The 25,254-nt window shown below is 40.0% G+C and carries 22 protein-coding genes; 9 read left to right on the forward strand and 13 right to left on the reverse strand.

What is annotated here, in order from left to right:
* Positions 1-263 precede the first annotated feature (263 nt).
* Entirely contained in the window at positions 264-2,396 is a 2,133-nt protein-coding gene (mtlD, locus tag C1A47_RS13360; RefSeq protein ID WP_111895521.1) for a bifunctional mannitol-1-phosphate dehydrogenase/phosphatase, read from the forward strand.
* A gap of 105 nt (positions 2,397-2,501) precedes the next feature.
* On the opposite strand, the gene C1A47_RS13365 is transcribed toward mtlD, so the two are convergent.
* From C1A47_RS13365 to C1A47_RS13380, 4 genes are read right to left on the reverse strand one after another with little or no spacing between them, the layout of a single operon-like run.
* On the reverse strand, positions 2,502-3,719 hold the full coding sequence (locus C1A47_RS13365; protein WP_111895522.1) for a pyridoxal phosphate-dependent aminotransferase: 1,218 nt from the start codon (positions 3,717-3,719) through the stop codon (positions 2,502-2,504).
* Positions 3,716-4,339: an RraA family protein gene (locus C1A47_RS13370; RefSeq protein WP_111895523.1), complete on the reverse strand. Its 624-nt coding sequence runs from the start codon at positions 4,337-4,339 to the stop codon at positions 3,716-3,718. Before C1A47_RS13370 ends, C1A47_RS13365 begins: the two co-directional genes overlap by 4 nt.
* Complete coding sequence (locus C1A47_RS13375; protein ID WP_111895524.1) at positions 4,336-5,007, reverse strand: RraA family protein; 672 nt, start codon at positions 5,005-5,007, stop codon at positions 4,336-4,338. Before C1A47_RS13375 ends, C1A47_RS13370 begins: the two co-directional genes overlap by 4 nt.
* On the reverse strand, positions 5,004-5,672 hold the full coding sequence (locus C1A47_RS13380; protein WP_111895525.1) for an RraA family protein: 669 nt from the start codon (positions 5,670-5,672) through the stop codon (positions 5,004-5,006). The genes C1A47_RS13375 and C1A47_RS13380 overlap by 4 nt, the downstream gene beginning before the upstream one ends.
* Positions 5,673-5,774: 102 nt before the next feature.
* On the opposite strand from C1A47_RS13380, the gene C1A47_RS13385 reads away from it, so the two are divergent.
* Complete coding sequence (locus C1A47_RS13385; protein WP_111895526.1) at positions 5,775-6,686, forward strand: LysR family transcriptional regulator; 912 nt, start codon at positions 5,775-5,777, stop codon at positions 6,684-6,686.
* 6 nt (positions 6,687-6,692) lie between these two features.
* Positions 6,693-7,586: an alpha/beta fold hydrolase gene (locus C1A47_RS13390; protein WP_264756269.1), complete on the forward strand. Its 894-nt coding sequence runs from the start codon at positions 6,693-6,695 to the stop codon at positions 7,584-7,586.
* 129 nt (positions 7,587-7,715) lie between these two features.
* Here the strand turns inward: C1A47_RS13390 and C1A47_RS13395 are convergent, their stop codons facing one another.
* From C1A47_RS13395 to gudD, 6 genes are all read right to left on the reverse strand, one after another.
* On the reverse strand, positions 7,716-8,294 hold the full coding sequence (locus tag C1A47_RS13395) for a hypothetical protein (protein WP_111895527.1): 579 nt from the start codon (positions 8,292-8,294) through the stop codon (positions 7,716-7,718).
* A 36-nt stretch (positions 8,295-8,330) separates the two neighbouring features.
* A complete protein-coding gene (locus C1A47_RS13400; RefSeq protein WP_111895528.1) occupies positions 8,331-9,059 on the reverse strand; it encodes a FadR/GntR family transcriptional regulator in 729 nt (242 codons plus the stop codon).
* 94 nt (positions 9,060-9,153) lie between these two features.
* The gene (locus C1A47_RS13405; protein ID WP_111895529.1) at positions 9,154-10,041 is read right to left on the reverse strand and encodes a DMT family transporter; all 888 of its coding nucleotides are present in this window, start codon (positions 10,039-10,041) and stop codon (positions 9,154-9,156) included.
* A gap of 63 nt (positions 10,042-10,104) precedes the next feature.
* A complete protein-coding gene (locus C1A47_RS13410) occupies positions 10,105-11,055 on the reverse strand; it encodes a 2-hydroxyacid dehydrogenase (RefSeq protein WP_111895530.1) in 951 nt (316 codons plus the stop codon).
* Between the two features lie 3 nt (positions 11,056-11,058).
* A complete protein-coding gene (locus tag C1A47_RS13415) occupies positions 11,059-12,405 on the reverse strand; it encodes an MFS transporter (RefSeq protein WP_319921967.1) in 1,347 nt (448 codons plus the stop codon).
* Between the two features lie 78 nt (positions 12,406-12,483).
* Positions 12,484-13,818 carry a glucarate dehydratase gene (gene gudD, locus C1A47_RS13420; RefSeq protein WP_111895532.1) on the reverse strand — a complete coding sequence of 445 codons (1,335 nt, stop codon included), beginning with the start codon at positions 13,816-13,818 and terminating at the stop codon, positions 12,484-12,486.
* Between the two features lie 366 nt (positions 13,819-14,184).
* On the opposite strand from gudD, the gene C1A47_RS13425 reads away from it, so the two are divergent.
* Positions 14,185-15,459, forward strand: coding sequence for an MFS transporter (locus tag C1A47_RS13425; protein ID WP_319921968.1), 1,275 nt, complete (start codon positions 14,185-14,187; stop codon positions 15,457-15,459).
* A 670-nt stretch (positions 15,460-16,129) separates the two neighbouring features.
* Here the strand turns inward: C1A47_RS13425 and C1A47_RS13430 are convergent.
* Positions 16,130-17,701, reverse strand: coding sequence for a sensor domain-containing diguanylate cyclase (locus C1A47_RS13430; protein WP_111895534.1), 1,572 nt, complete (start codon positions 17,699-17,701; stop codon positions 16,130-16,132).
* An 818-nt stretch (positions 17,702-18,519) separates the two neighbouring features.
* On the opposite strand from C1A47_RS13430, the gene C1A47_RS13435 reads away from it, so the two are divergent.
* The 4 genes from C1A47_RS13435 (at position 18,520) to C1A47_RS13450 (ending at position 20,934) form a co-directional block, all read left to right on the forward strand.
* Complete coding sequence (locus C1A47_RS13435) at positions 18,520-18,876, forward strand: roadblock/LC7 domain-containing protein (RefSeq protein ID WP_111895535.1); 357 nt, start codon at positions 18,520-18,522, stop codon at positions 18,874-18,876.
* A gap of 98 nt (positions 18,877-18,974) precedes the next feature.
* Positions 18,975-19,931: a hypothetical protein gene (locus C1A47_RS13440; RefSeq protein ID WP_111895536.1), complete on the forward strand. Its 957-nt coding sequence runs from the start codon at positions 18,975-18,977 to the stop codon at positions 19,929-19,931.
* 11 nt (positions 19,932-19,942) lie between these two features.
* Positions 19,943-20,476 (forward strand): GTP-binding protein, encoded by a 534-nt coding sequence (locus tag C1A47_RS13445; protein WP_111895537.1) that lies wholly within the window; start codon positions 19,943-19,945, stop codon positions 20,474-20,476.
* 23 nt (positions 20,477-20,499) lie between these two features.
* Positions 20,500-20,934: a roadblock/LC7 domain-containing protein gene (locus C1A47_RS13450; protein WP_111895538.1), complete on the forward strand. Its 435-nt coding sequence runs from the start codon at positions 20,500-20,502 to the stop codon at positions 20,932-20,934.
* 147 nt (positions 20,935-21,081) lie between these two features.
* Here the strand turns inward: C1A47_RS13450 and C1A47_RS13455 are convergent, their stop codons facing one another.
* Positions 21,082-22,650 (reverse strand): sensor domain-containing diguanylate cyclase, encoded by a 1,569-nt coding sequence (locus tag C1A47_RS13455; protein ID WP_111895539.1) that lies wholly within the window; start codon positions 22,648-22,650, stop codon positions 21,082-21,084.
* 544 nt (positions 22,651-23,194) lie between these two features.
* On the opposite strand from C1A47_RS13455, the gene C1A47_RS13460 reads away from it, so the two are divergent.
* Positions 23,195-23,389 (forward strand): hypothetical protein, encoded by a 195-nt coding sequence (locus C1A47_RS13460; protein WP_111895540.1) that lies wholly within the window; start codon positions 23,195-23,197, stop codon positions 23,387-23,389.
* A 363-nt stretch (positions 23,390-23,752) separates the two neighbouring features.
* Here the strand turns inward: C1A47_RS13460 and C1A47_RS13465 are convergent, their stop codons facing one another.
* Positions 23,753-25,228, reverse strand: a complete 1,476-nt coding sequence (locus C1A47_RS13465) for an aldehyde dehydrogenase family protein (RefSeq protein WP_111895541.1) — start codon at positions 25,226-25,228, stop codon at positions 23,753-23,755.
* Positions 25,229-25,254 lie beyond the last annotated feature (26 nt).

Below are 25,254 nucleotides of genomic sequence, written 5' to 3' on the forward strand. Positions count from 1 at the left end.
CACCAGCCAGAAAGAAAAGGAAGAATCGACAAAGGAAGAGGAAGTTATAAGTAGCGTTTAGAGTTGGCTAACAATACAAAAATCATCTTGCAGGCATCAGAGTTACAGTCCATACATATAAAACTATAAATAAAACACAAAAAAAACTTATAATCTTATTTTTTGGTTATTTTTTAACCAATTTTGTTTCATAACTTAACATCTATCCTTTCCTGTCATTTTTTCTGTAGGCTGATATAAAAACGCTAAGGAATAAGGGCTAGATGCTTAAATTTAAAAATGATGTCGTTTACGGTGCTATTTTTGATATGGATGGAACAATGTTTGATACTGAGCGTTTGCGGTTTCAAACACTGAAACAGGCATCACAAGAATTCATCGGTATAGAATTTTCTGATTCTTATTTGATGGCTTGTTTGGGGTTAAGTGCCAGTAGTGCTCATCGACTGGCACAACATGAATATGCAGAAGATATTCCCTACGCTGAAATTCGTAAACGTGCCGATGAACTTGAATTAGAAGCAGTCCGTCAGTTTGGTGTTCCCATCAAAAAAGGCTTATTACAGGTTTTAGAACGTCTACGCAAATCGGGACTGCGTATGGCGGTTGCGACCTCAAGCCGTCGAGCGATTGCCGAAGAATATTTGATCAACGCCAATATCTATAAGTTTTTTGATGTGCTGGTGTGTGGCGATGAAGTTGAACAAGGCAAACCACATCCCGAAATTTTTCTAAGTGCGGCAGAGAAAATTAATCTTGCACCACATCAATGTTTAATGTTCGAAGATTCTGAAAATGGCATTCGTTCTGCACATGATGCAGGTGGAATTTGCATTTTGTTCAAAGATATTAAAGAACCCAATCAAAGTATGCTTGCACATGCCGACCACTACTTTGAAAGCATGTATGACTATTTAGAGTATCTCAATCCATTTACAGCCGATTTAGACATGCCTGCTGTACAGGAAGCATTTCCCCAAACCCTCAATCAGTTAACTGTTGGTATTCATGGTTTTGGGGCAATTGGTGGTGGCTATATTGCACAGATTTTATCGCATTGGGACGGATATACACGCCCGAAACGTATTTATGCCTCAACTCGAAATCCACTTTATCGTCTAGCCGTGAATGCTTTCGGTACCTATTGCATTCGTTATGGGCAACTGTCTTATGACGAACGCATTGAAAATATTTCTATTATTGATGCAGAAAATATCCAGCACATCCAAGAGATGTATATCGAGTCTTCACTGGTCGCAATTTGTTTACCTGAAAATGCCATCGAAACCGAAAGTGAAGCAATCGCGCAAGGTTTATATGCCCGCTATATTGCTCAGGGCGAACAAGTCACTGAGCCTTTAACCCTGTTGATTATTTTAAATAATATCAATGCAAAAAAAGTCCTACTGACTCAAGTGCGTAAAGCCTTGCTACAACTGACCAATGCCAAAATTACCGATCAGATTTTAGCTCAGCATCATTTTTGCGATACCGTGGTGAATCGCATGGTCTCCAAGCTGACCGATCAAAATTTATATCGTCAACTTTCAATCAAATACAATATTTTCAAACAGGCTCAAGTTACTGATGACAGCAATCAAATCAATATTGAAGATGCAACCAGATTGAATCCAGCGCAGGAACAGCAAGCTACTGCATATATTGAAGAAATGCGACAAAACTTTCAGCCGAGTCATGTGCTACAAAACATGGATTTAATCTTGTTCAATGCTGAAATTGATATGCCAATTTATGTCGAAAATAACAGCCCTCTCCTCGGGAAAATGAGGCAAGTGGTCTTGGTCGATCAAATTTCAGATATTCAAACCATTAAAAACCGTTTGTGGAATGGCGTACATGCCATTGCAGCATGGTATGCCAGTTTATTGGGACACACCACCATTGGCGTGGCGATGGGAGATCCTCGCATTCGACAATATGTTGAACAATTGGTACTTGAGGTCAAACAGGGTTTGTCTCATCAGATGCCACAGCGTGCCAAAGAGCTAGATCGTTTGGCGCATAGTTTTTTAAATTCTTGTGAGTTTGCCTATAAAGATCCGTGTGAGCGTGTGGGACGAGATCCTTTACGTAAACTTCAGGCAAACGAGCGAGTTTTTGCATCGATTACCTATAATCTAAAACACCATTTGCCTTGTGATGCACTCATTCATGGTGCTGTCTTAGGCTATATTTACGCATTTAAATATGAGCAACAGAACTTAACTGAGTTAAAACAACATTTAAAACAGCAACTTCAGCTTATGAATGTCGATGCACAATCTCAAAAAGATCTGAATGAAATGATTCAAAATCATTTGCAGGAAATGATTTCAGGACAGTTCAGTATGGCCCATTTTATGCAAAGTAATGAACTGCATAACGAAGAAATATAAACATCATTAAGGTTTAGATTCAGCAGAATCTAAACCTTCGTAGATATTGCAATGATTGAGAAACAGCATCAAAACTCAAGAGTTCTGATGCTGTTGTGACTTAATCTAAACTGTCGTTGCTTGGCAAAAGGCTTTTATGGCTTCACAAGCTTGGATCAATGATGCATCATCCAGCGCATAGGCAATCCGAAAATATGGTGCCAATCCAAAAGCACTACCTTGAACCACAGCTACATTAGCTTCATCCAGCAAGGCAAGTGCGACATCTTCATCACTATTTAGTGGTTGGCCTTGCGCAGAGATTCGTCCAATCAATCCTGCACAATTCACAAATGCATAAAATGCGCCTTCAGGTTTTTGACAGTGCAAATACGGTGTGTCATTGAGTAATTTCACCATCAGGTCACGACGCTTTTCAAACACAGCATTGGTTTCATGAACAAAGTTTTGTGAACCGCTCAACGCAGCCCAAGCTGCATGTTGAGAAATTGAACTCGCCCCTGAGGTTTGCTGACCTTGCAATTTTTCCATTGCATTTAATAACCACTTCGGCCCTGTGGCAAAACCAATTCGCCAGCCCGTCATGGCATAGGCTTTGGATACACCATTCATGGTTAAGGTGCGTTCAACCAGACGGGGTTCAACTTGAGCGATGGTATAAAATGCTTGCTGATCAAAGGTCAGATGTTCATAAATATCATCAGATAAGATCAATACATGCGGGTATTTTAACAACACTTCAGCCAGCGCCTGTAACTCAGCCTTACTATATACTGCTCCTGTCGGATTCGATGGCGAATTGAGAATAATCCAGCGAGTTTTCGGAGTAATCGCTTGTTCAAGTTGCTCAGGTGTCAGTTTAAAACCGTATTCTTCGGTACAGGTCACAATCACTGAACGCGCACCCGTGAGTTGTACCATTTCAGGATAGCTCACCCAATACGGTGCAGGAATAATCACTTCATCGTCTGGGTTGAGCGTGGCTGCCAGTGCATTGTAAAGCACTTGCTTTCCGCCATTACAGACAATTGTGTCTTGCCATGTCACATGGCTCAACTGATTTTCATGACGGAATTTCTCCGCAATCGCTTCACGTAACTGACGTAAACCTGCCACTTGAGTATAACGGGTATGCCCTGTCTGAATGGCGTCAATCGCTGCTTGGCGTACATGCTCTGGAGTATCAAAATCAGGTTCACCCGCACTGAGTGAAATAATTTTTGCCCCTGTAGCCCGTTTTTCGGCTACACGATCAATCATTTTATAGGTCGCTGAAGGTTTAGCCTGTGCCAGAAACTGGTTTAATCGTTGTTCCTGACTCATGCCTGTTTTCTCCATTCAATAAGATTCATCAGTTCCAAGGTAGATTTGCCTGCTTCAAGCTGCTGCATCCATGCAGCTTCTTTTTCAAAACGCTGCTTGGCACTGTCCAAGGTTGCTTCAATGGCTGCTTGTGGAATAAACACTACCCCATCTTCATCGGCAACGACCAAATCCCCTGTTGAAACACGGATTCCGCCAAATGCCATCTCCTGACCCACTGAAAATACGCTGTCCTTAATCGTGCCTTTGACAGTAATGCCACGACTAAACACAGGAAACTGACGTCGGCGTAATGCTGCAATATCTCTCACACCTCCATCAATGATGAGCCCTGCCAGACCACGTGCTTGTGCCATACAGGTGAGTACTTCACCCCAGTAACCCGCGACATGATCATTGGTAGCCACCACCAAAACACTGCCTGCGGGTGCTTTTTCCATAGCAATATGAATCGCAAGGTTATCACCTGGTGCACAATGCACAGTGTAGGCTGGCCCTGCAACGGCTGCACCTTGCCATACAGCATGGATCGCACGATCCACGGCACTGTCTAAACCTGATGCTTCATAAATGGTCGATGAACCATATTCAATTGCAGCTTGATAAAGATCTTGACTCATGCTGTTTCATCCTTACGTTGTAACAGGTGATAACCCAGTTCTTCACGGGCTTGTCCCAAAGTTTTTCCAGCACTAATGGCAGTACGGATATGCGCTTCAACATCTTCAATCTGACGTGCCACTTGCGCGACCTGTTCAGCACGGGCGCGCGGAACAACTACCACACCACTGGCATCTGCAATCACGATATCTCGGTCACAAACACGAGCCTGACCAATCGAGACAGGTTGGTTAACCGCAGCCACTTGTACACGGTCTTTGCCTGTCCGCATAAAGCGTCCACGGCTAAACACGGGATACCCATCACCAAGTGCTTTAGACACATCACGGCAAACCCCATCAATCACCGTTGCTGCGATATGACGAATCCCTGCATATTGGGTCATGATGTCGCCCCAAACGGTACAATCGGTACGCCCTTGATTGTCAATCACAATCACATCGCCTTCTGCGACATCATCAATAAAATCCCCCACTGAGCCTGAAGGTTGTGCACTGGTCACATACTGCACGGTGAAGGCTGGCCCAATAATCGGTTCACGATAATTGTCTAAAGGCATAATGCCGAAACATTGTCCCGGAATACCCAGCTTGTCCATCGCATCACTAATACCTGGCGTGTCTAGACCTTTAAATAACGCCACCAGATTTTGATCACTCAGACTCATAGCGACTCCTCAACTTTAATGGCTTCAAATTGTTGATCATGCATGACTTCTTCAACCGAACGACCTGCTTTCACTGCTTCGACCATGCCATCTTGACGACGCTGAATGCGCTCTGCCAAATCCAGCACTTTACTGATCTGTTGCTGCGGTACAATCACTGTTCCACAGCGATCCGCGATGACATAGTCATCCTGATGTACCGTTACCCCTGCAAACTGAATCGGTTGTCCTGCATCGTATTGCACCACACGGTTACGGGCACTGATCATGGTGACACCACGACCATATACTGGGTATGCGAGCTGTTCATTGGCTTCGATATCTCGGCTATAACCATCAATTAACGTGGCGCGAACCTGTTTCTGCTTCGCTGCATTGGCTAAAATATCACCCCAGCAAGAAATACCCTCGATGCCACCTGCGATCATGAGTACACGATCATGGGTGGTTATTTCTGCAACCACAGGTGTGATTAAATGCACAGTTGGAGCGGCTTCCTTTTTCGGGCCAAGTTGTACAGTACTGGCACGCCCCACGACTTTGGGACAATTCCAGAGTGGTACAATCCCCACTGTTGCCCCTGCCAAATTCAGGAAATCCAGTGCATCGGAAACCGTCGTGGTATCTAGTGCGGCCAAACGTTCAAGCAAATCTTGATCTATCATGAGAGTCCTCATTTTCAATTTTTAATCAATTTATGCCGAGAAATGTTTACTGTCTATTCGGAAAACAATAAGCTTATAATAGGTTTAAGCTATGGATAGACCATGATTAATTTTCGATTGATGCGCCATCTCTGGCTATTTCTTGTTGTTGCCGAAGAACAACATTTTGGGCGGGCAGCCAAACGTCTGGGGATGACGCAACCACCACTGACCGAACACATTCAGATTCTTGAAAATGCATTAAAAGTCAAACTGTTTACCCGATCCAAACGGGGCGCACAGCTCACACCCATTGGACAAGCCATCTACCCTGCGGTAAAGAAATTTGCTGAGCAAATGCAACAACTTGAATTTGCAGTCACAGAGGCGATTCAGGGACAAAATGGGGTGTTAACCATTGGCGCAATTGCCACCGCCATGTTCGAAGTCCTTCCTCATTTGCTGGATCAATTGCGAGCTGCTCATCCTGATTTAACCATTTTGGTCAAGGAAATTGACAGTGCCGATGCCACGCCAATGCTGGAATCAGGGGAAATAGATTTGGCTTTTGCCCGTTTGCAAGGCGATGTCGGTAGCAATTTGAATGCCGTGAAACTGACCCAAGATCGACTCACGGTAATGTTACCGAAGCAGCATGTCTTGGCGAACCAAACCGAAATTCAGTTAAAGCAATTGGCCGAAGAAATTTTTGTGATGTTCTCACGAAAGTTTAGCCCGATTTATTTTGATAGCATTGTGTCCGTGTGCAATGCACAAGGTTTTTCGCCTCGTATTTTGCATGAAGTTCATTCGGTTTCCACCCAAGTGGCATTTGTCAGTTGCGGTCAAGGCATTGCCCTTGTCCCTGCATCCATGCAAAAAATCGCCCCTGAAAATGTGGTGTGTATTGCATTGCAAGAAGAAATCGAAGTGGTCACCGCAGCAGTAGCTTGGCATAAACGCAATACCAATCCTGCAATTTTCGCAGCGCTGGATTTGGTCAAAGCCCAGTTTGGGGTTGAACTATCAACATGATAGCTTTTGGCTATCTTATCTTTAGCTGATAAAAATTATACTTCAGACATGTTTATCAGTATGTTGTCTGGATTCTTGTATTTGGGCGTTATGATGACACAGTTTATTAATTTTCAGCAGCAAGCAATTGATTTAAATGTGAATGGTGTTGATCTCAAACTTTCCGTTATTCACCGACTTCGTCAAAAGAAAAATGTCATTTTGTTCTTGCATGGCTTTGGTTCAAGCAAGGAAGACTATGCCAATATCAGTTACTATGCTGCGCTCAATGACTATGACTTTATTGCCTACGATGCTCCAGGTTTTGCCCAGTCGTTTTGTGCATCCCCCGAACAACTCAGCATTGAGTTTCTGGTCAGTACCGCAAAATCAGTTTTGGCACATTATGAGATTGATCAATTTCATGTCGTTGGACACTCCATGGGCGGCTTGACAGCCTTGCAACTGGCACATGAGTTGCCAAAGCGCGTGCTGAGTTTTACCGATATTGAAGGTAATATTGCCCCAGAAGATTGTTTTTTAAGCCGCCAAATTGTGCAATTCCCAACCGATGATCCTCAGGTATTTCTGGAACAATTTATCGAACGGGTTCGCGTGTCTTATGACCCTGCTGCGGCACTCTATGCAGCCAATCTCAAGCTTAAGGTCAATCCGACATCCATCAAACCTGTGTTTAGTTCGATGGTGAGACTATCTGATTCTGGATTGCTAATGGATCAGTTTTTAAACCTTCCTTGCCCAAAAATGTTTATGTATGGTGTCACCAACCGCCATTTAAGTTATTTAGAATTTATTCAGGCACAAGGCGTACAACTTGCTGAAATTGAATATTGTGGGCATTTCCCAATGTATTCCAACCCGGTACAAATGTGGCAACAGATTGAGCTTAATCTGAGATGAGCATCAGCATTTTCCGCTAAATAATTGGGACGATATCTTAAAAAATGGAATCACCGTTTAGAGTTAGAAGCAACGCTTTAAATTTTTAATGTTTTTTATAGCACTTGGCGGTATGTCTAGCGCCAAGTGCTAAGCAAAGAATCGCTTCTGTGTAAATCTGAAATACATGAGAAACCACAGATATAAACCACCAGCTATAAAAATCGTCGCGAACAACCCAATCAGGATATTGTGTGCAATGTCCAAACGTTGGATATATTTTTGAACAAATACCTGATCATTTTTAATGACCACTTGATGACCAGCGGCTGTCGTCCCATAAAGTTCATAAATAATATTGATACAGGCCTGACGCGCATTCCAATACGCCTTCTCATCATTTCGCTGGCACAGAATCGTGCTGTATTTCATATAGCTCAAGCGAATCGGGAAGTTTTGAGTACAGACATCCGTTTGAAAGCTATTACATTTAAAAATTTGTACGGTTTTATTCTGGGTAAAAAATAGTTGGCGTTCCCGATAATTTTTGCCGTAGCGCAGATGGACATCATCTGAGAAATGTTGCTTGCTCACCTGCTGTGGGAAAAATTGTTGCTGATCGACAAAACAACCAATCAATGCAGCACAAAAGAAAATTAAACACACCATAAAGCCTTCCTGACGTGTTTCATACAGGAAAGCGGTGAGTTTTTTGGGAATAAAGTTCATGTTCAGTCAGAGAAAAGTCTCTAAAAATCGCTCGGATTAGCCTTTAAATTTTTTAATGCTTTTTGATAAATGCGCACGCATCATTTGACGGGCTAAAGCACCATCCTGTTCAATAATCGCTTTCAAGATATTTAAATGTTCGAGGTGCACATTTTCCAGATATTCCTGACGTGCATTCGGATTGAGTTCAATGGAACGGACACGTGCACGTGGAATAATTTTTTCACCTAAATATTTTAAGAAATCAACAAAATACTGGTTATTTGATGCTTCGGCAATCGCAATATGGAAACGGTAGTCTGCTTGTACAGTTCCATCAATCACATCGGAAGAAATATGTTTTTTAAAATCATCCAATGCTGCCTGCATTTTATCAATATGCACCTGTTGGCGACGCTCTGCTGCAAGAAAAACGGCTTCGGTTTCCAAGCTGATGCGCAGTTCAAGTAAGGCAATAATGTCATTAATGGTTTCTAGACTCGCATTTGAAAGCAAGAAGTTCTGCTCGCCTTCCTGCTCTTTCACAAATGTCCCAATACCGTGACGAGTTTCAACGAAACCTAAAGAGCGCAGTTCAGTAATCGCTTCTCGAATCACCGAGCGGCTGACTTCAAATTGTTCAATCAACTCAAGTTCGGTTGGAATTTTATCGCCAACCGCATAACTCCCACTTTGAATCTGCTGAATCAACTGTTCAACAATCGCATGACTTAACTTTTGATGGTTTTTCGTTTTATGCGTTTTCTGGATTGTTGAATCGATCATCTTTCTCACACGTTCAAAGCAGACAGGGAATGCCAATTATAACATGAACTCAATTCGACTGACCAAATCCTTTGTATGATCATAGAGCTAGCTTTCATGTTGTTGGTAGTTGTTTCTGCGATTTTATACGAAGTTGACAAAGCAACATCGAAATCAGAATCAGACTACAGCCATATAAGCTGATTCGGTCAGGCAGTTCATGCCAAAATACATAGCCCCAAATGCCTGCAAATATAATCGCAACATAATTCACAGGGCCAATTTGACTTGCAGGGGCAAGGCTATACGCTTTTGACATACACAACTGACTAATATTGGCGAGTAAACCTGCTGCAATCAGTAAACCCAATTCATGCCAATGAAGCCCTCGCCAGTGCCACAGTGCAGGAATGGCTGAAATTCCCGAACCAATCAGGCAAAAGTAAAACACAATTCGTTCGACAGGTTCAGTATCGGTCAGTGCTCTCACGGTGACAAATGCCATCGCTGAGCAGAAACTTGCCAGTAAACCCACCAATGACATGACGCTCAGCATGCCTGTATCGGGTTTGGCAACCAATAGAACACCAAATAAACCAATACAGGCAGCTAAAATTGCTGCTTTGGTAATTTTCTCTTTTAAAAATAACCATGCGATCAGCGGAATAAAAATGGGCGATGAATAACTAAATACCATCGCATTGGACAGTTTTAAATGCGCGAGCGCATAAAAAAAGGCATACATAGATGTGAGCCCAATCACACTACGCCAAGTATGCATCCACAATTTATCGGTCTTAAAAAATCCCAGCCCTTTTTGAAATAGCATCGGAATAAAGATCAGCATACCGACCACATTTCGGAAAAAAACCGTGGTGTAATAATCAACTGTTAAAGAGGCATAGCGCACACAAATGCCCATAATTGAAAAGAGCAAGGCAGCGCTGAGTAAATAAAAAATTGCGCGTGCAGTCTGACTCTGACTCGGTGCTGTAGTGTGCATTGCCCATTTTTCCTTATTCAACGAGGAGATTTTGCTGCGTGCTTATCACGCAGCAAAAGCCGATTAAACTGCGGTAATGACTTGGTTCTCAGTAAAATATTTCACCAGATTTGCACAGGCCAGATCGCCCATGGCTTTGCGTGTTTCACGTGTGCCACTGGCATAATGCGGTGTCAGCACCACGTTTTCTAAAGCAAATAACGGACTTTCACTACACGGCTCATGTGCGTAAACATCCAGACCTGCCCCTGCAATCACACCCTGTTCTAAAGCTGCAATTAAGGCATCTTCATCCACCACAGAACCACGGGCAATATTGATTAGAAAACCTGTTTTACCCAAGCGCTGCAAAATATCCGTGGTAATGATGTGCTGGGTTGCTGCCGTGCTTGGCAAGGCAAGCACCAGAAAATCTGATTTCTCTGCGAGCTCTTCGACACTGGCAACATATTCATAGCGAGAACCAGCTTTAGGCTTACGGTTATGGTAGATAATCTGCATTCCACAGGCTTCGGCACGCTTGGCAACCTCTTTACCGATGTTACCCATCCCCAAAATACCGCAAACTTTATTGCCTAAACTGGTGGTCAGTGGGTAGGCACCTTTTGCCCATTGACCCTCACGCACAAAACGATCTGCACGAATCAACTGACGCGCCACCGCATACATCAGCATCATGCCTGTATCAGCAACACAATCATTGAGGACATCTGGCGTATTGGTCACGATAATATTTTTACTTTTGGCATAATCCACAGCAATCGAATCATAGCCCACACCTGAACTGGCAATAATTTTCAGATTCGGTAAAGCATCAATCAGGTCTTGCTTTGCCCCAACTCCACCACTGGTGGCCAGTGCCGTAAATTTATGCCCATGTTGTTGTAAAAATTCACTTGGATTTTCCATTTTCCAAAGTTTATGCACCGTCGTGAAATGTTGTTCGACTTCTTGTACATACATATCGATTTGTGGGCCAAGCATTAGAATTTCTACATCAATTTTTTCGCTCATGTCTTATGTTCCTGTTTTAATTTGAATCCGTTGAATTGGGCCAACAATCACTAAATAACTAAACATGGCCAACAGAGAATGTGCGGCAACAAAGTATAAAGCACCTGAAAAAGACCCAGTGGCATCGACAATATAACCAATCACAAGCGGAGTAATAATACCTGCGATATTGCCTAAACCGTTAAACACACCACCTGTTAAACCAATCGCTTCTTTCGGTGCGGTATCTGCAATGACTGCCCAGCCAATCGCAGCCAAACCTTTGCCAAAGAAAGCAAATGCCATCAGCATAATCACAACCCACTTGGCATCGACAAAATTACAAAATACCAGTGTGGTTGCAAAGAACATGCCCAAGGTAAATGGAATCTTACGGGCAACGGTATTGGAAAAGCCTCTACGAATCAGAATATCCGAAACAATGCCACCCAACATACCGCCTGAAAATCCACAGATGGCAGGAATTGCAGCGACCATGCCCGCTTCCATGATCGACATACCACGACCTTTGATCAGGTAAATCGGGAACCATGTAATAAAGAAGTAACTGAGTGCGGTAATACAGTATTGTCCAATATACACGCCAAGCAACATGCGATTGGTCAGTAAAACTTTAAGAATTTCCCACTGCGAGGCTTTATTTTTTGGCTGTTCTACGACAGGTTTTTTCTGATCTAAATCAATCAATGCCCCGCCTGCACGCATATGTTCTAGCTCTGTGGCACTGACACGTTTATTTTTCAGTGGATTTAGCTCTACAGCAGCCCAAATCATCACCAAAATAAAGCCGAGTCCCCCCATGAAAAAATAGACGTAGTGCCAAGAATATTTCGTGACCAACCAACCCATAATCGGTGCAAAAATAATCGTGCCAAAATACTGCGCCGAGTTAAACGCTGAAGATGCCAAGCCACGCTCTTTGGTGGGAAACCATGTCGCAACCACACGGCTATTGGCAGGAAAGGCAGGTGACTCGACCAAACCTAACATGAAGCGGAAAAAGAAAAAGGTAAAAATCAGCGAGACAAAATGGAAAGTATTCCCAATTAAACCTTGGCAAAAGGTACACAACGACCATAAAAATAGACTGCTACCATAGACAATTTTTGAACCGAAGCGATCGAGAAACCAGCCTCCTGGAATTTGCCCAATCGCATACGCCCAGCCAAAGGCTGAAAAAATAACGCCTAATTCTTTCGGGCTGAGTCCGAACTCATGCGAAATGGTGGTTCCCGTAAGCGAAAGGGTGGAACGGTCTGCATAATTAATCACGGTGATGACAAAAATCATCAATAAAATCAGGTAACGAACCTTACTTGAACCTTGAGGCTTCGCCATTGTTGTCGACATAATCATACTCCTTATGATTATTTGAGCAGCACTTCACCTCACACAGGCATGTGTGAAACAAAGTGCTTTGCTACAAAATTATGAGCGCACAAGGCACGGTTTTTTATTGTTAAATGTCCAGTTTGGAATGAGGAATTGCATCGCCTCGGCATCATTACGTGCCCCGAGACCTTTCTTGTTATAGAGTTCATGGGCTTTATAGAGATTATCCCAATCTAACTCCACACCGAGGCCTGCTTTGCTCGGAACTTGAATTTTACCATCACGAATTTCTAACGGCTCTTTGGTCAAATGATCAATGCCTTCCTGCCAAATCCAGTGCGTATCAATCGCTGTGACTTTACCCACTGCTGCGGCTGCGACATGGGTAAACATCGCCAGTGAAATATCAAAATGGTTATTTGAATGTGAACCCCATGTCAAATTGTACATTTGGCAAAGTTGAGACACGCGAACCGAACCATCCATAGTCCAGAAATGTGGATCAGCCAAAGGAATATCAACCGATTGCAATTGAATGCTGTGTGACATCTCACGCCAGTCTGTGGCAATCATATTGGTTGCAGTTGGCAAACCTGTCGCACGTTTAAATTCGGCCATAATCTCACGGCTAGAAAACCCTTTTTCCGCACCACATGGGTCTTCTGCATACGCCAGCACACCTTTTAGATGTTTCGCCAGTGAAATCGCCTCATCGAGTTCCCAAGCTCCGTTCGGATCTAACGTCACACGCGCATCTGGAAAGCGACGAGCAATCGCGGTCACGGCTTCGGCTTCTTGTTCCCCGTGTAGCACACCACCTTTCAGTTTGAAATCTTTAAAGCCATAGCGTTCATAGCTGGCTTCAGCCAAGGCCTGAATTTTAGCAGGGGTCATTGCAGCTTCATGACGAACTTGATACCAGTCATGTTTAGCATGTTCAGCAGGTAGATAATCCAAATTGGTCTGACGACGATCCCCAATAAAGAACAGATATCCCAACACCTCGACTTCACTACGTTGCTGCCCTTCACCCAATAGGCTTGCCACATTAACATCCAAATGTTGACCAAGTAAGTCTAGCAGTGCTGCTTCATAAGCGGTGACGACATGAATCGTGGTACGTAAATCAAAAGTTTGTAGTCCTCGCCCTTCCTGATCTCGGTCAGAAAAACGTTGCTGAATATTTTTCAGAATATTTTTGTACTGCCCAATCGGCTGCCCAACAACCAAAGGGATTGCATCACGCATGGTACTGAGGATTTTTTCACCGCCTGGCACCTCGCCCACGCCAATATTGCCCGCATTATCTTCAATCACAATAATATTACGGGTAAAATATGGGCCATGCGCACCACTCAGATTCAATAACATACTGTCATGCCCTGCAACAGGGATCGCTTTGACCGATTTCACAATAGGCGTATCACGCATATACCACTCCTTAGTACACATTTCTGTCTTTGTTCTACGGTTAAACTTATAAGACATCATACAACATGTCAAGCCAATATTGCGTTTTTATCCTTGTTTTTAATTTTTACATAAATTTTGCTTGTGCTTCACTTAATTTAAGCTATAAGATGTCATACATCATATAACAACCGTATGCTTATCCAAGATGGATGGAGAAGCATACCCGATCGACATGATGTCGCCTTAGATCTTAACCGCTAAGGGCTCAATGACAGAGTATTTATTATGGAAAATACACAGCAACCTTCGGGTAGTACCCTTGCTGCGACAAGCAGAAAAGTCAAAGTGGCAACCCATACCAAGACACGCTATTACATTTTAGCGATGATCTTTATTATCACTGCACTCAACTATGGAGATCGAGCCACACTGTCCATGGCGGCAGCACCAATGACTCAAGAGCTGGGCATTAGCTCAATCACGATGGGCTATATTTTCTCTGCATTTGCTTGGGCTTATGTAATTGGACAATTACCGGGTGGCTGGTTACTCGATAAATTTGGCGCTAGACGCGTTTACTTCTGGAGTATCTTCCTCTGGTCAATCTTCACCATCTCCATTGGTTTTGTCCATTTCCTTGGTAATACAGGCATGGTCATTAGCGCCTTATTTCTATTGCGCTTTTTAGTGGGCTTAGCCGAATCACCTGCTTTTCCAGGTAACAGTAGCGTGACTGCGGCATGGTTCCCAACCAAAGAACGCGGTACAGCTGCGGCAATTTTTAATGCATCGTCTTACTTTTCCACTGTCATTTTTGCTCCTCTCATGGGGTGGTTAGTCGGCACAATGAGTTGGCAATCCATCTTCTGGGTGATGGGAAGTTTAGGCATTATCTTGTCTTTGGTTTGGCTCAAAGTCATTTATAGTCCGAAGCAGCACCCGACTGTAAACCCTGAAGAACTTGCCTATCTGGAAGCCGAAGGCGCGTTAACAGATATGGGAGAAAATAATACTCAGCGTAAAAAGACCACTTGGGCTGAAGTTAAACAGATTTTGAGCTCACGGATGATGCTTGGGATTTTCTTCGGACAATATTGTGTCAACTGCTTAACTTATTTCTTCTTAACTTGGTTCCCTGTATATCTGGTCAAAGAACGCCACTTAAGTATTTTAAAAGCAGGTTTTGCTGCGGTTGCGCCTGCCTTGTGTGGATTCATCGGCGGTATTTTAGGGGGAATTATTTCGGATCGCCTGATTCGTATGGGTTATTCACTCACTTTGGCACGTAAACTTCCGATTGTTCTTGGCTTCTTACTATCTACTTCAATTGTGGTGTGTAACTACGTCGACTCACAAACTGCAATTATCTTCTTTATGTCATTGTCGTTCTTTGGCAAAGGGGTTGGTTCTTTGGGATGGGCAGTCATGTCGGATGTTGCACCCAAACAAATGGTGGGTTTATCAGGTGGGATGATGAATGCTTTTGGAAATACCGCAGGTATCGTTACACCAATCGTCATTGGTTATATCTTGGCAACCACCAATTCATTTAACCTTGCATTGGTTTATGTGGGCATCCATGCCATTGTTGCGATTATTTGCTATACCTTAATTGTGGGTAAAATTCAGCGTTTTGAATTGCGCAGTGTAAGCAAATAATCAACTTTGCTTGATCATAAAAGCCATCTTAATGATGGCTTTTTTTAATTTAATTTTTTGTGCATTTCTTCATTACCTAACTTTTCGCACGATCTAAATTATTTTTAAGCCCATTGCTATGCTGTATTTTTATTTAATTTACTCATTGCTAGGTCTGCCGAATGAAATTATCAACGAATTACTTAGAGCACTGAGTATATTAAACCACACTTTCAATCCTTGTTTATTCAATAGAAATCAACAATAAAACCATATAATACAAAAATTCAATATATTCCTAAGAGTTCTAAAAGAAAGTATTTACTATGTGATTCTTGATCACTAATATCCAAAAAAGTATCGACTACCGTTCGTTTACATGACTAATTTTTTTAATTTGAAAGGATAAACAAAAAGTAAACAAGCCATCTCTTATAAAAGTTACCGAGCACAGCTCTGTCATGACTTCAATGGCACTGGTCGCCAGTCGGTTTGGTTTATGTATTACCACCGAATCTACATCAAATTTACGTTTATCAGATATTGACCATTGCAATCGCTTGAATTACAGGACATTGAACTAAGCTGTTTGTACTTAAAAAATCATGACTCAGTGATTTTAACTGCTTTTCTCAATCTCATCAGTGAGATGTGCCGCAGCTTTTAGCGCATAAAAAGCTGCTTTTCACCTTTACATGCGAATACAATTTCGGCCTTCATTCTTGGCACGATACAAATTTTCATCGGCAATTTTAAAGACTGCTTCAACTTCTTTTGCACTTAAAGGCCAATACGCTATCCCAATAGACACGGTAATTGAACCGATTGCCTCCATTTGTTTGCTTTCTAAATTTTTTCGGAGATCTTCTGCTAAAGAATAACTAAAATCAGTGTCAAAGATTGGGCAAAGCACAACAAACTCCTCCCCTCCAATCCTGCAACAGACATCATCACTGCGAAAACTCGACTTAATAAATGCTGCAAGTTCTTTAAGCACAATATCGCCTTGGTCGTGTCCAAAGCTATCATTAATCTTTTTAAAGTGGTCAATATCAATAAAAATAACCGAGAATTCAGTATTGGTTTTCATCAAATCATCAATAAATAAATCCATACCACGACGATTATACAATCCAGTCAATGGGTCAGTATTGACGTCATAATTCAGCTTGCTAATCGTTTCTTTAAAATATTGAGAACTGAGCAACAGCGATATCTTAAATTTCAGAACTTCAACAAACCATGGTTCAACTTGCTTAATTTTTTCATCTATTTCTGGATTATTAAGATTACTCGCCATTTTTGCCAAATCGGAAAGCGGATTAGAAATCAAATATGCAATTCGTCCAATAATCAAAAAAATAATGATATAAAATAAAGACATGCCAAATATTAATTTATAAATAATTTTGTTTGCCTGAGCGAGAAGCTCATGGGTTGGCTGCTCAGATACCACAATCCATTGCGTGGCTGGAATTCGGGCGAAGCCTGCCAAATTATCGATGCCTAAACTATTGACTAAACGAATTTTTCCTGTTTCATTGTGAATAATGGTATTTAAGCCTGTATTATTTTTCACAATCTTACCTATCCGTGCTGCATTTGGATGAAAAATAATGCGTTTTGAACTATCCATTACATACATATAACTATTTTTATAATCATATTTATTAGCAAACATCTGGTTAAGAATATTATCTTGCTTTAAATAGATAGACGCCCCCACAAACCCTAAATATTTTTTCTGATCATCAAAGATAGGGCAAGACATAAAAATTACCAGATGCCCAGTGACAGAATAATAAGGTGAAGTAATAACAGGTACCTTTCTTTGTAAAGATAAATTTACACCTAAAGTCCGATTTACCGTATTTTTATTAATCTTTAAATTTTTTGGTGCATAAGAAATAAAATGGCCTTGTGTATCACCAATTAACACGTTATTAAAATAATTTGATTGATATTTCAAACGATGAACTTCGTCCTGTAATACATCAGGATGATTAAAATTTTCTCCCAGAATTTTTGCACTATATGCCAACTCACGTTGCATAATCATGAAATGGCTATTTGTACCATCGGCTATTTTTTCTGCATATTCTAAATTGACTGCTAAGGAATTTTGTATCAGTTTTTTCTTCTGAACGTAATAACTGACAACTAAAGAAACCACAAATAAGCTAAAAACACTGAATGCAGCCAAACCAAGAATTAGCTTCTTTAAATCTAAATTAAATGAATCAATAAATTTTCTTGGTCGCATTACACATCGATTAATTGAAATCTAACAGTAAAAAGTATAAAACTAAATAACATACATTATCAAAAAAAAATATAGAACAACTATACAAATTAAAAATGAAAAGAGAAATAAATCACATCGAATACATATTTTATATAAAAGCATAATGTTAAGCATTCACATTAATTCCAATATTTCATTTATAACATCAAAATTTACCATCTTTCTTTAGAAAACATATATGCTATTTCATATATATGAAAAAACAAATAAATATTTTATCAAAAATAAATATTCGTTTTAAGTTTTTAAATCAAAGTATTACCTTATAATAAAATAAGAAATATTATCATTTGCATTATTTTTAATCCTAATCTCCCAAAAAACCCAGATTAATGTGACATAAATCACACTTATTGTTTTTTTTAATAAGCAAGACCTTTCAATTGATAAAACCATTTATAAAAAACTTCGAAATCTAAAGAAATTTATAAAAATCAGCAAATACACTTTAACGTTAATTTATGTAAACTTATTAGCAATTCTGAAAATAAAACAACTTGTAATTAAATAATTATTGATTATATATCATAGAAATATATAGACAACTGATTACGTTTTACTGTGAAAATTCACAAAAAATATAGATAATTAAAACAGTTAAATTGAATAAATTACATTCAAAATTATTTAAAAATAATCATGATTTATGGAAATCACATATAAAAATCATGGGTTTATCTTTAATGGTGGATACAAATATTTAATTGCTTTCTTTATTTTTATATAAATAATACTAATTAACAAACTTCCTAAAATTCATAAACGGTATTCATTATATGGCAAAAGTTTCTTTATCTTCTCTTACTGAAATTGATGGTTTTGTTGCATCTGCATTGGTTGATTGTGATAGTGGCCTAGCATTAGCAACACAGGGGTCTGGCATTGATTTGGAGCTTGCAGCAGCAGGAAATACCGAAGTTTTAAAATCAAAACGTAAAGTGGCTAAATCATTAGGTTTAAACGATCACATTGAAGATATTTTGATTACTCTGGGTAAACAATATCATTTAATTCGTCCATTAGATTCAAATCAAAGTCTGTTTTTATATTTAGTTTTAGAACGTGGTAAATCTAATTTAGCAATGGCACGACACGAACTAAAAACTTTTGAGAAAGAATTAGATTTTTCATAACTGCTTCAAGACTGATGGTCTGGATGCAGACAATCGGTCAATTTTGATTGTTTGCTTCAGGCCTCCTATCACACTATTAATATTTGATGGGTATAGATATGCATTTTGCACAACAATCTCTCAATATCGCTATTTTTGGACTAAGTTTAAAAGTACTTAGTGAAATTAAATTGGTTATTGAAAACCTGCTCCCAAAAGATACGCTGATTAACTGGACAAATATTGCCGATCCAAAACTTCAGGTATTAATGGTCAATGATATGTTTTTCGATGCTCCGAGCATTCAGAAGCTAATTAAGAACCAAAATATAAGATTATTACGCCTCATTACCCATGCAACCAAACATGGGAAAATTGAAGATAATATTTTGTATTTACCTCTTTCAGATACAAATTCACTCAAAAATTGGTTGTCTGAAGAACCTATTACTACCGAAGTTCAGTCATCGAATTCAGCTCATATTCAAACTGAAATCAGCAGTCAAGATTTATATATGATTGTCCAAGAGGTTTTGAACCCTGAGAATGGCAACATACAAGTATTCGACCAACATGGAATTCTTGCTATGGTTGACCCACGTAATCAATGGGTATGGGTTTCTCGTGACAAAATCACCCATAAAACTGATGACAGTCTAAATACAGTGTATGCAACGATGAATGATCGCCACGCATTCAATGATATTCAGCGTCAGGATTTAAAAAACTGGCTATGGAATTTATTATGGCGTTCTCCTACATTTCATCACTTTGTGAAAGCTCAGGACTGCTTTTATCTCAAGCAATGGCCACAACCTGAAAGCAAACAGGATCGCTACGATATCATGCGAATGTCTGCATGTTTTGCTCAAGGTGCAAATATTATTACTGTAGCTGAGCGCTTAGGTCTTTCCGTTGATCGCGTAATTCAATTTGTATCGTCAGCACGCGCTGTGGGTATGGGAACCATTATTCATAAAAATCAGGTGAAATATCCTGCCCAGCAAGCATCCTCTGAAGATTCGGGGTTAATGAAAAAATTCTTTGGGAAACTGCGTCGCCGCTTAGGCTTATAGTGAGTTCTTATATGATATTACAGCAATACAAAATCGTTTTTGGCGGTACAATGGGTTCAGGTAAGTCGACAGCAATTCGCGCTTTATCTGAGATTGAAGTTGTGGGAAGTGAAGCAGTCAATACCGACGCCCAAGCTCATGTGAAATCACATACAACTGTTGGCATTGAATATGGTGAAATTACATTAAGCGATGGCATTAAAGTTGGCTTATACGGAACACCAGGACAAGATCGCTTTGATTTTATCTGGTCTGTAATTTGCCAAGGCGCTATTGGCAGTATAGTACTGATCGATCACCAAGTAGAAAATCCTCTTGAAGACTTAGCACATTATCTTTCGGCATTTCGTAATACCAACCAAAATATTGTGATTGGTATTACCCATGTTGACAAAAAAATCGAACGCCCAACTCTTATTTATCGTGAATGGCTAGAACAACAGAACATTAACTACCCATTATTTTTTATTGATGCTCGTCTACAAGATGATGTCCTGCTTCTTGTGGAAGCAATGGTTGCAAACACCGAAGTGAATTTTACTTAATTTATTTTTCAGAGGCTTTTTTTATGCTCAATAGTGATTTTACTACACCTCTCTCCCGTAAAGTATCGAGTGAATTCGTTCAAAATGCCAACGATCAGCTTCAACAACTTTTAAGTTCAGTTTCTGGCGTGCAATATGTGATGCTCTGCTCAAGTGATGGTTTTGAAATCACTAGTGTGTACAAACGAAATATGGCTAACGGCAGTAAAATTGCAGCTGTAAGTAGTTCAATTTTAGCCATGATCGCCGCATTTTTAAAAGAGATTCAACTCACTGGCTGTCAATCTGTGACGCTTGATGCTGAAAACGGCAAAGCTTTTTTAACTGCAATTCCTAGTCAACATTCGATGGTGCTCGTTACATTAACGGGTAAAGATTGTCTGCTTGGACAATTACTCTACGAATTGCGTCAGACATCTCAGGCTTTGATTGATCTTGATCAAAAATATGCTGCTTAGGCTCATAACCTAAGTTTATTATTTTTAATCCACAGAAAACGATCGCAATGAAATGCGCTTAAAATCACACTGGCTTGCTATTCTGTAAAATCACAGAATTAAGATATATTCTTCCCCATTTTAGCTTATGGGTTCTATAACCAGAAGCTAAAACCGAGTGCAATTTCGTCCGTCTGCTTTGGCGTTATATAAGCACTCATCTGCACGTTTAAAAACAGTTTTCATATTTTGTGATGTCGTTGGCCAGTGTGAAACTCCTATTGAAATTGTTATGTTTCCAACCAATGAAATTGGTGTAATTTCGATTTTTTTCCGTAAGCGTTCTGCTAATTCCACGGCTGTTTCTAATTTCAACATGGCGGCAAGTACAATAAACTCCTCCCCCCCACTACGACAGCAAATATCTTCATCACGAAAATTAGCACTGATATTTTCTGCTATTTCTTTTAATACCACATCACCTTGATCATGCCCAAAGCTATCATTAATTTTCTTAAAATAATCAATATCGATGCAAATCACAGCAAATGGAATGCTGTTTTCCATGAAATGTTTTACAGATAAATCCAGACCACGTCGATTATACAAGTGGGTTAGTGGATCCGTATTTACATGAAAATTGAGTTCCGAAATAGTTTCCTTAAAATATTTTGAACTCATCAACAAAGACATTTTAAATTTAAGTACTTCAACAAACCAAGGTTTGATGCTTTCAATTTTTTCATCAATTTCTGGCCGATGCAGATTACTGGCCATATTGGCCAGTAAAGACAAAGGACTAGAAATCAGATAAGAAATTCGCCAAATAATGAAGAAAATTAATAGATAGAATAAAAATATTCCGATGAGCAATTCAAAAACCGTTTCACTCGCTTCTTTAAGTAATTCACTAGTTGGCTGCTGTGAAATAATGATCCAGCCTGTTGCAGGTATACGAGAAAAGCCTACTAGCTGTTCATGTCCTTGATCATCTTTAACCCGCATTTTTCCATAATTTTGAGCTATAAGGTGCTGCTGTACATAAGTATTGGCTAATTTACCAATTTGATTTGTATCAGGATGAAATAAGATATATTGGTTTTGATCAACCACATACATATAGTTATGTTTATAGCCATAATGGCTAGACAACATTTGACTGAGAATATTGTCTTTCTTTAAATAAATCGTTGCACCAATAAAACCTAAATAACGATGCTGCGTGTCAAAAATAGGCTGTGAGATAAACACCAATAAATTCTTACTTGCACCATAGTAAGGAGAAGAAATAAAAGGTGCTTTGTGCTCAAGAGAAAGCTTAAACCCTAAAGTGTGATTGACTTTATCTTTTGGTAAATTCAAGGAAAGTGGTGCAAAACTGAGGAAATACCCTTTTGTATCTGAGATAACCACACTATTAAAATAACTGGATTGATATTTTAAACGATCAACTTCTGACTGTAAGCGTTGTGGTTCATGAAAATGTTGTCCTATCTGCTGTGCACTATAAGCCAGTTCCTTTTGCATAATTCTGAAATGGCTGTCTGAGCTATTCGCAATTTTGGATGCATATTCAAGATTGACAGACAAGGCATTTTCAATCAGCTCATGTTTTTGTGTGTAGTAACTAACAATTAAAGAAATAATAAATAAACTCACTACGCTAAAAATTGCTAAATACAAAATTAGCTTGCGTAAATTCAGGTTGAGTGAGTAAATCAATTTCTTCAAGATCATATCTTAACAATTATAGCTTCATCATTTTTTAGTTATTATAGAGTGATATTTCAAAAATATTAACTTAAAATTCCCTTATTTATTATCAAGTTATCATTTTAATACATTCTATAAATATGTGATTATGATCAATAATTTTTTAATAAATTTGCAACACTTCACCTTTTAGTATTAAGAATAATAATTATTTTTATACTCGATTAACAAAATTCAACACAATCCTTTTTAGACCGTACTAACTTTACTCAACTTTTGCGAATGCCATTTACCGTTAACAAAGCGATCATTTAAAAACAATACTCAATAAAAGGAACTTATGAGAATTTCCAACTCTTTATCATAATGCTATGCGCATTTTGGCTCAGTGCATGTAGCCAAAAAAAGTTGCTGAATCTACCAAATTACCCCAGAACAATAGCAATGAACATGTCAGTCAAAATAAACAACTGGGCACTCGTTAGAAGAAATGACATCAGCTCCCATGTCGACACAATTACTATAGAACGTGTTTCAGATACACCTGTATCAGAAATACAGGTTCGTTATGCACAAAAAACCATTTACAGGGCGAGCAATTAACAGCGTTTCAATCACGGCTGGACGTGTCAGTTTCTCCGTGGAAAGTGATCAAGGGCAAAAATTCGATTTTATTCGTGATGGGCAAAACTATTATTTACAGGCTCAAGATGGTCAAAACTATCAACTTCGTTATGAGAATCATAGTGATCAAACTTTTTAAATTATAGCGAGTGTTGATGGCCCAGATGTCTGGATGGACAACCCACTTCACGCAATGCAATTCATGGCTATATTTTGTTTCCACCTGACTATCTAATTATTGAAGGTTTTCGAAAGAGTGATGATGCTGTGGCCACATTTACCTTGAGCAAACCTGAACAAAGTTATACTGCCAATACAACTCAAGGGGACATTAACAATACTGGAATTATTGGCACAGTTTATATGAACTGAAAACACCGAAATCTACCACACGGCAGAAATCGAGCCAAGATGAGCCAGCTCCAAATTTTTCCCCTCAGATTCAGCATCTTAAGCCACTCAATCCCCTAATGGATTGAATCAGGGGATTGTCCATTTTAGATTATGAGTTATACCATCCCCAAGGCTGATCGCTGTCATAACTGGTGATTTGCTTGATTTCTAAATAGTTCTCTAATCCCCAGATTCCTAATTCACGTCCAATACCACTTTGCTTATAACCACCCCAAGGTGCTTCGGTAAAAGTCGGTTGTGAACAGTTAATCCAAATGATCCCAGCACGTAATTTACGTGCAACACGCTGACAACGAGCGATGTCTTTTGACATGACTGCACCAGCCAAACCAAAAATAGATTGATTCGCCAGTTGAATTGCCTCTTGTTCAGTTTCAAAAGCACGAATCGCAACGACAGGGCCAAAAATTTCATCAGTCCATAAGGGATGCTCTACTGGGACATCCACAAAAATCGTAGGTTCAACATAATAACCTTGTGCAAGATGGGCAGGACGTTTTCCTCCACTAATGAGCGTTACTCCATCTTCTTTTCCTTGTTGAATGGCATTCATGACCTGTTGATATTGTTTGGCATTGACCAAAGGTCCAAGTTTTACATCTGCTTCCAAACCTTGACCAATTTTGATTTTCTGTGCAGCTTTAGCCAGTCGTATGAGAAGCTCTGGATAGATTGCTTGCTCGACCAAGACTCTAGACGTTGCTGAACAGACCTGCCCTTGGTTCCAGAAAATGCCAAACATAATCCATTCCACCGCAGCATCAAGATCACTGTCAGCGAAAATAATAAATGCAGATTTACCACCGAGTTCAAGACTCAAGTTTTTGACATTATGTGCAGCCGACTGCATGATCTGTTTACCGACAGGTACACTGCCTGTAAAAGCCACTTTGTCGATTTCTGGATGTGCCGTCAAATATGGCCCAATTTCACTACCAATACCTGTGACGATATTCAACACCCCTGCTGGCAAACCGACTTTTTCCGCAATTCGGCCTAATTCAATGGCAGTCAGTGATGTGGCTTCAGCAGGTTTTAAAATGAGAGTACAGCCTGCGGCCAATGCAGGTGCAACTTTCCAAGCTGCCATCAGCAGTGGATAGTTCCACGGAATAATCGCACATGCTACGCCTACTGCTTCTTTACACACCACACTACTAAAGCGCTCATCGGAAAGTGTAATCTGTTCGTCTTGGGTATCAGCAAGTTGTTCAGCCAGATCCGCATAAAAATCGAAGCAACCTGCAGCGTCCTGAATATCCCAAACTGCTTCAGGTAAAGGTTTACCATTGTCCTGAACTTCAATTTCAGCTAACTGATCTAATTGCTGACGAATTTCCTGCGCAATCGCACGTAAATACGCTGCACGTTGTTTTGGCTGCTGTGACCAGTCAGTCTGGTCAAATGCCTGTCGCGCTGCTTGTACAGCCAGTTCAGCATCTTCAACGGAAGCTGCCGCCACTTGGGCTATTTCTTTTTCATTACTCGGATCGATACTACTAAACGTTTGCCCATATTTTGGAGCAAGCCACTGACCATTGATATATAACTGATTGTATGACATCACTATCCTGTAACTTTAACTTAAAT

Origin of the sequence: Acinetobacter sp. MB5 (assembly GCF_003261585.1) — a bacterium.
In the GTDB taxonomy this organism is placed as follows: Bacteria; Pseudomonadota; Gammaproteobacteria; order Pseudomonadales; family Moraxellaceae; genus Acinetobacter.

Bases quoted from the DNA above. Each gene is read 5' to 3' on its own strand.
- C1A47_RS13400 (WP_111895528.1), bottom strand. From the start codon at position 9,059: ATGATCGATTCAACAATCCAGAAAACGCATAAAACGAAAAACCATCAA.
- C1A47_RS13455 (WP_111895539.1), bottom strand. From the start codon at position 22,650: ATGATCTTGAAGAAATTGATTTACTCACTCAACCTGAATTTACGCAAG.
- C1A47_RS13370 (WP_111895523.1), bottom strand. From the start codon at position 4,339: ATGAGTCAAGATCTTTATCAAGCTGCAATTGAATATGGTTCATCGACC.
- C1A47_RS13430 (WP_111895534.1), bottom strand. From the start codon at position 17,701: ATGCGACCAAGAAAATTTATTGATTCATTTAATTTAGATTTAAAGAAG.
- C1A47_RS13365 (WP_111895522.1), bottom strand. From the start codon at position 3,719: ATGAGTCAGGAACAACGATTAAACCAGTTTCTGGCACAGGCTAAACCT.
- C1A47_RS13465 (WP_111895541.1), bottom strand. From the start codon at position 25,228: ATGTCATACAATCAGTTATATATCAATGGTCAGTGGCTTGCTCCAAAA.
- mtlD (WP_111895521.1), top strand. From the start codon at position 264: ATGCTTAAATTTAAAAATGATGTCGTTTACGGTGCTATTTTTGATATG.
- C1A47_RS13425 (WP_319921968.1), top strand. From the start codon at position 14,185: ATGATCTTTATTATCACTGCACTCAACTATGGAGATCGAGCCACACTG.
- gudD (WP_111895532.1), bottom strand. From the start codon at position 13,818: ATGCGTGATACGCCTATTGTGAAATCGGTCAAAGCGATCCCTGTTGCA.
- C1A47_RS13395 (WP_111895527.1), bottom strand. From the start codon at position 8,294: ATGAACTTTATTCCCAAAAAACTCACCGCTTTCCTGTATGAAACACGT.
- C1A47_RS13450 (WP_111895538.1), top strand. From the start codon at position 20,500: ATGCTCAATAGTGATTTTACTACACCTCTCTCCCGTAAAGTATCGAGT.
- C1A47_RS13385 (WP_111895526.1), top strand. From the start codon at position 5,775: ATGATTAATTTTCGATTGATGCGCCATCTCTGGCTATTTCTTGTTGTT.
- C1A47_RS13405 (WP_111895529.1), bottom strand. From the start codon at position 10,041: ATGCACACTACAGCACCGAGTCAGAGTCAGACTGCACGCGCAATTTTT.
- C1A47_RS13460 (WP_111895540.1), top strand. From the start codon at position 23,195: ATGCACAAAAAACCATTTACAGGGCGAGCAATTAACAGCGTTTCAATC.
- C1A47_RS13440 (WP_111895536.1), top strand. From the start codon at position 18,975: ATGCATTTTGCACAACAATCTCTCAATATCGCTATTTTTGGACTAAGT.
- C1A47_RS13375 (WP_111895524.1), bottom strand. From the start codon at position 5,007: ATGAGTCTGAGTGATCAAAATCTGGTGGCGTTATTTAAAGGTCTAGAC.
- C1A47_RS13415 (WP_319921967.1), bottom strand. From the start codon at position 12,405: ATGTCGACAACAATGGCGAAGCCTCAAGGTTCAAGTAAGGTTCGTTAC.
- C1A47_RS13435 (WP_111895535.1), top strand. From the start codon at position 18,520: ATGGCAAAAGTTTCTTTATCTTCTCTTACTGAAATTGATGGTTTTGTT.
- C1A47_RS13445 (WP_111895537.1), top strand. From the start codon at position 19,943: ATGATATTACAGCAATACAAAATCGTTTTTGGCGGTACAATGGGTTCA.
- C1A47_RS13410 (WP_111895530.1), bottom strand. From the start codon at position 11,055: ATGAGCGAAAAAATTGATGTAGAAATTCTAATGCTTGGCCCACAAATC.
- C1A47_RS13380 (WP_111895525.1), bottom strand. From the start codon at position 5,672: ATGATAGATCAAGATTTGCTTGAACGTTTGGCCGCACTAGATACCACG.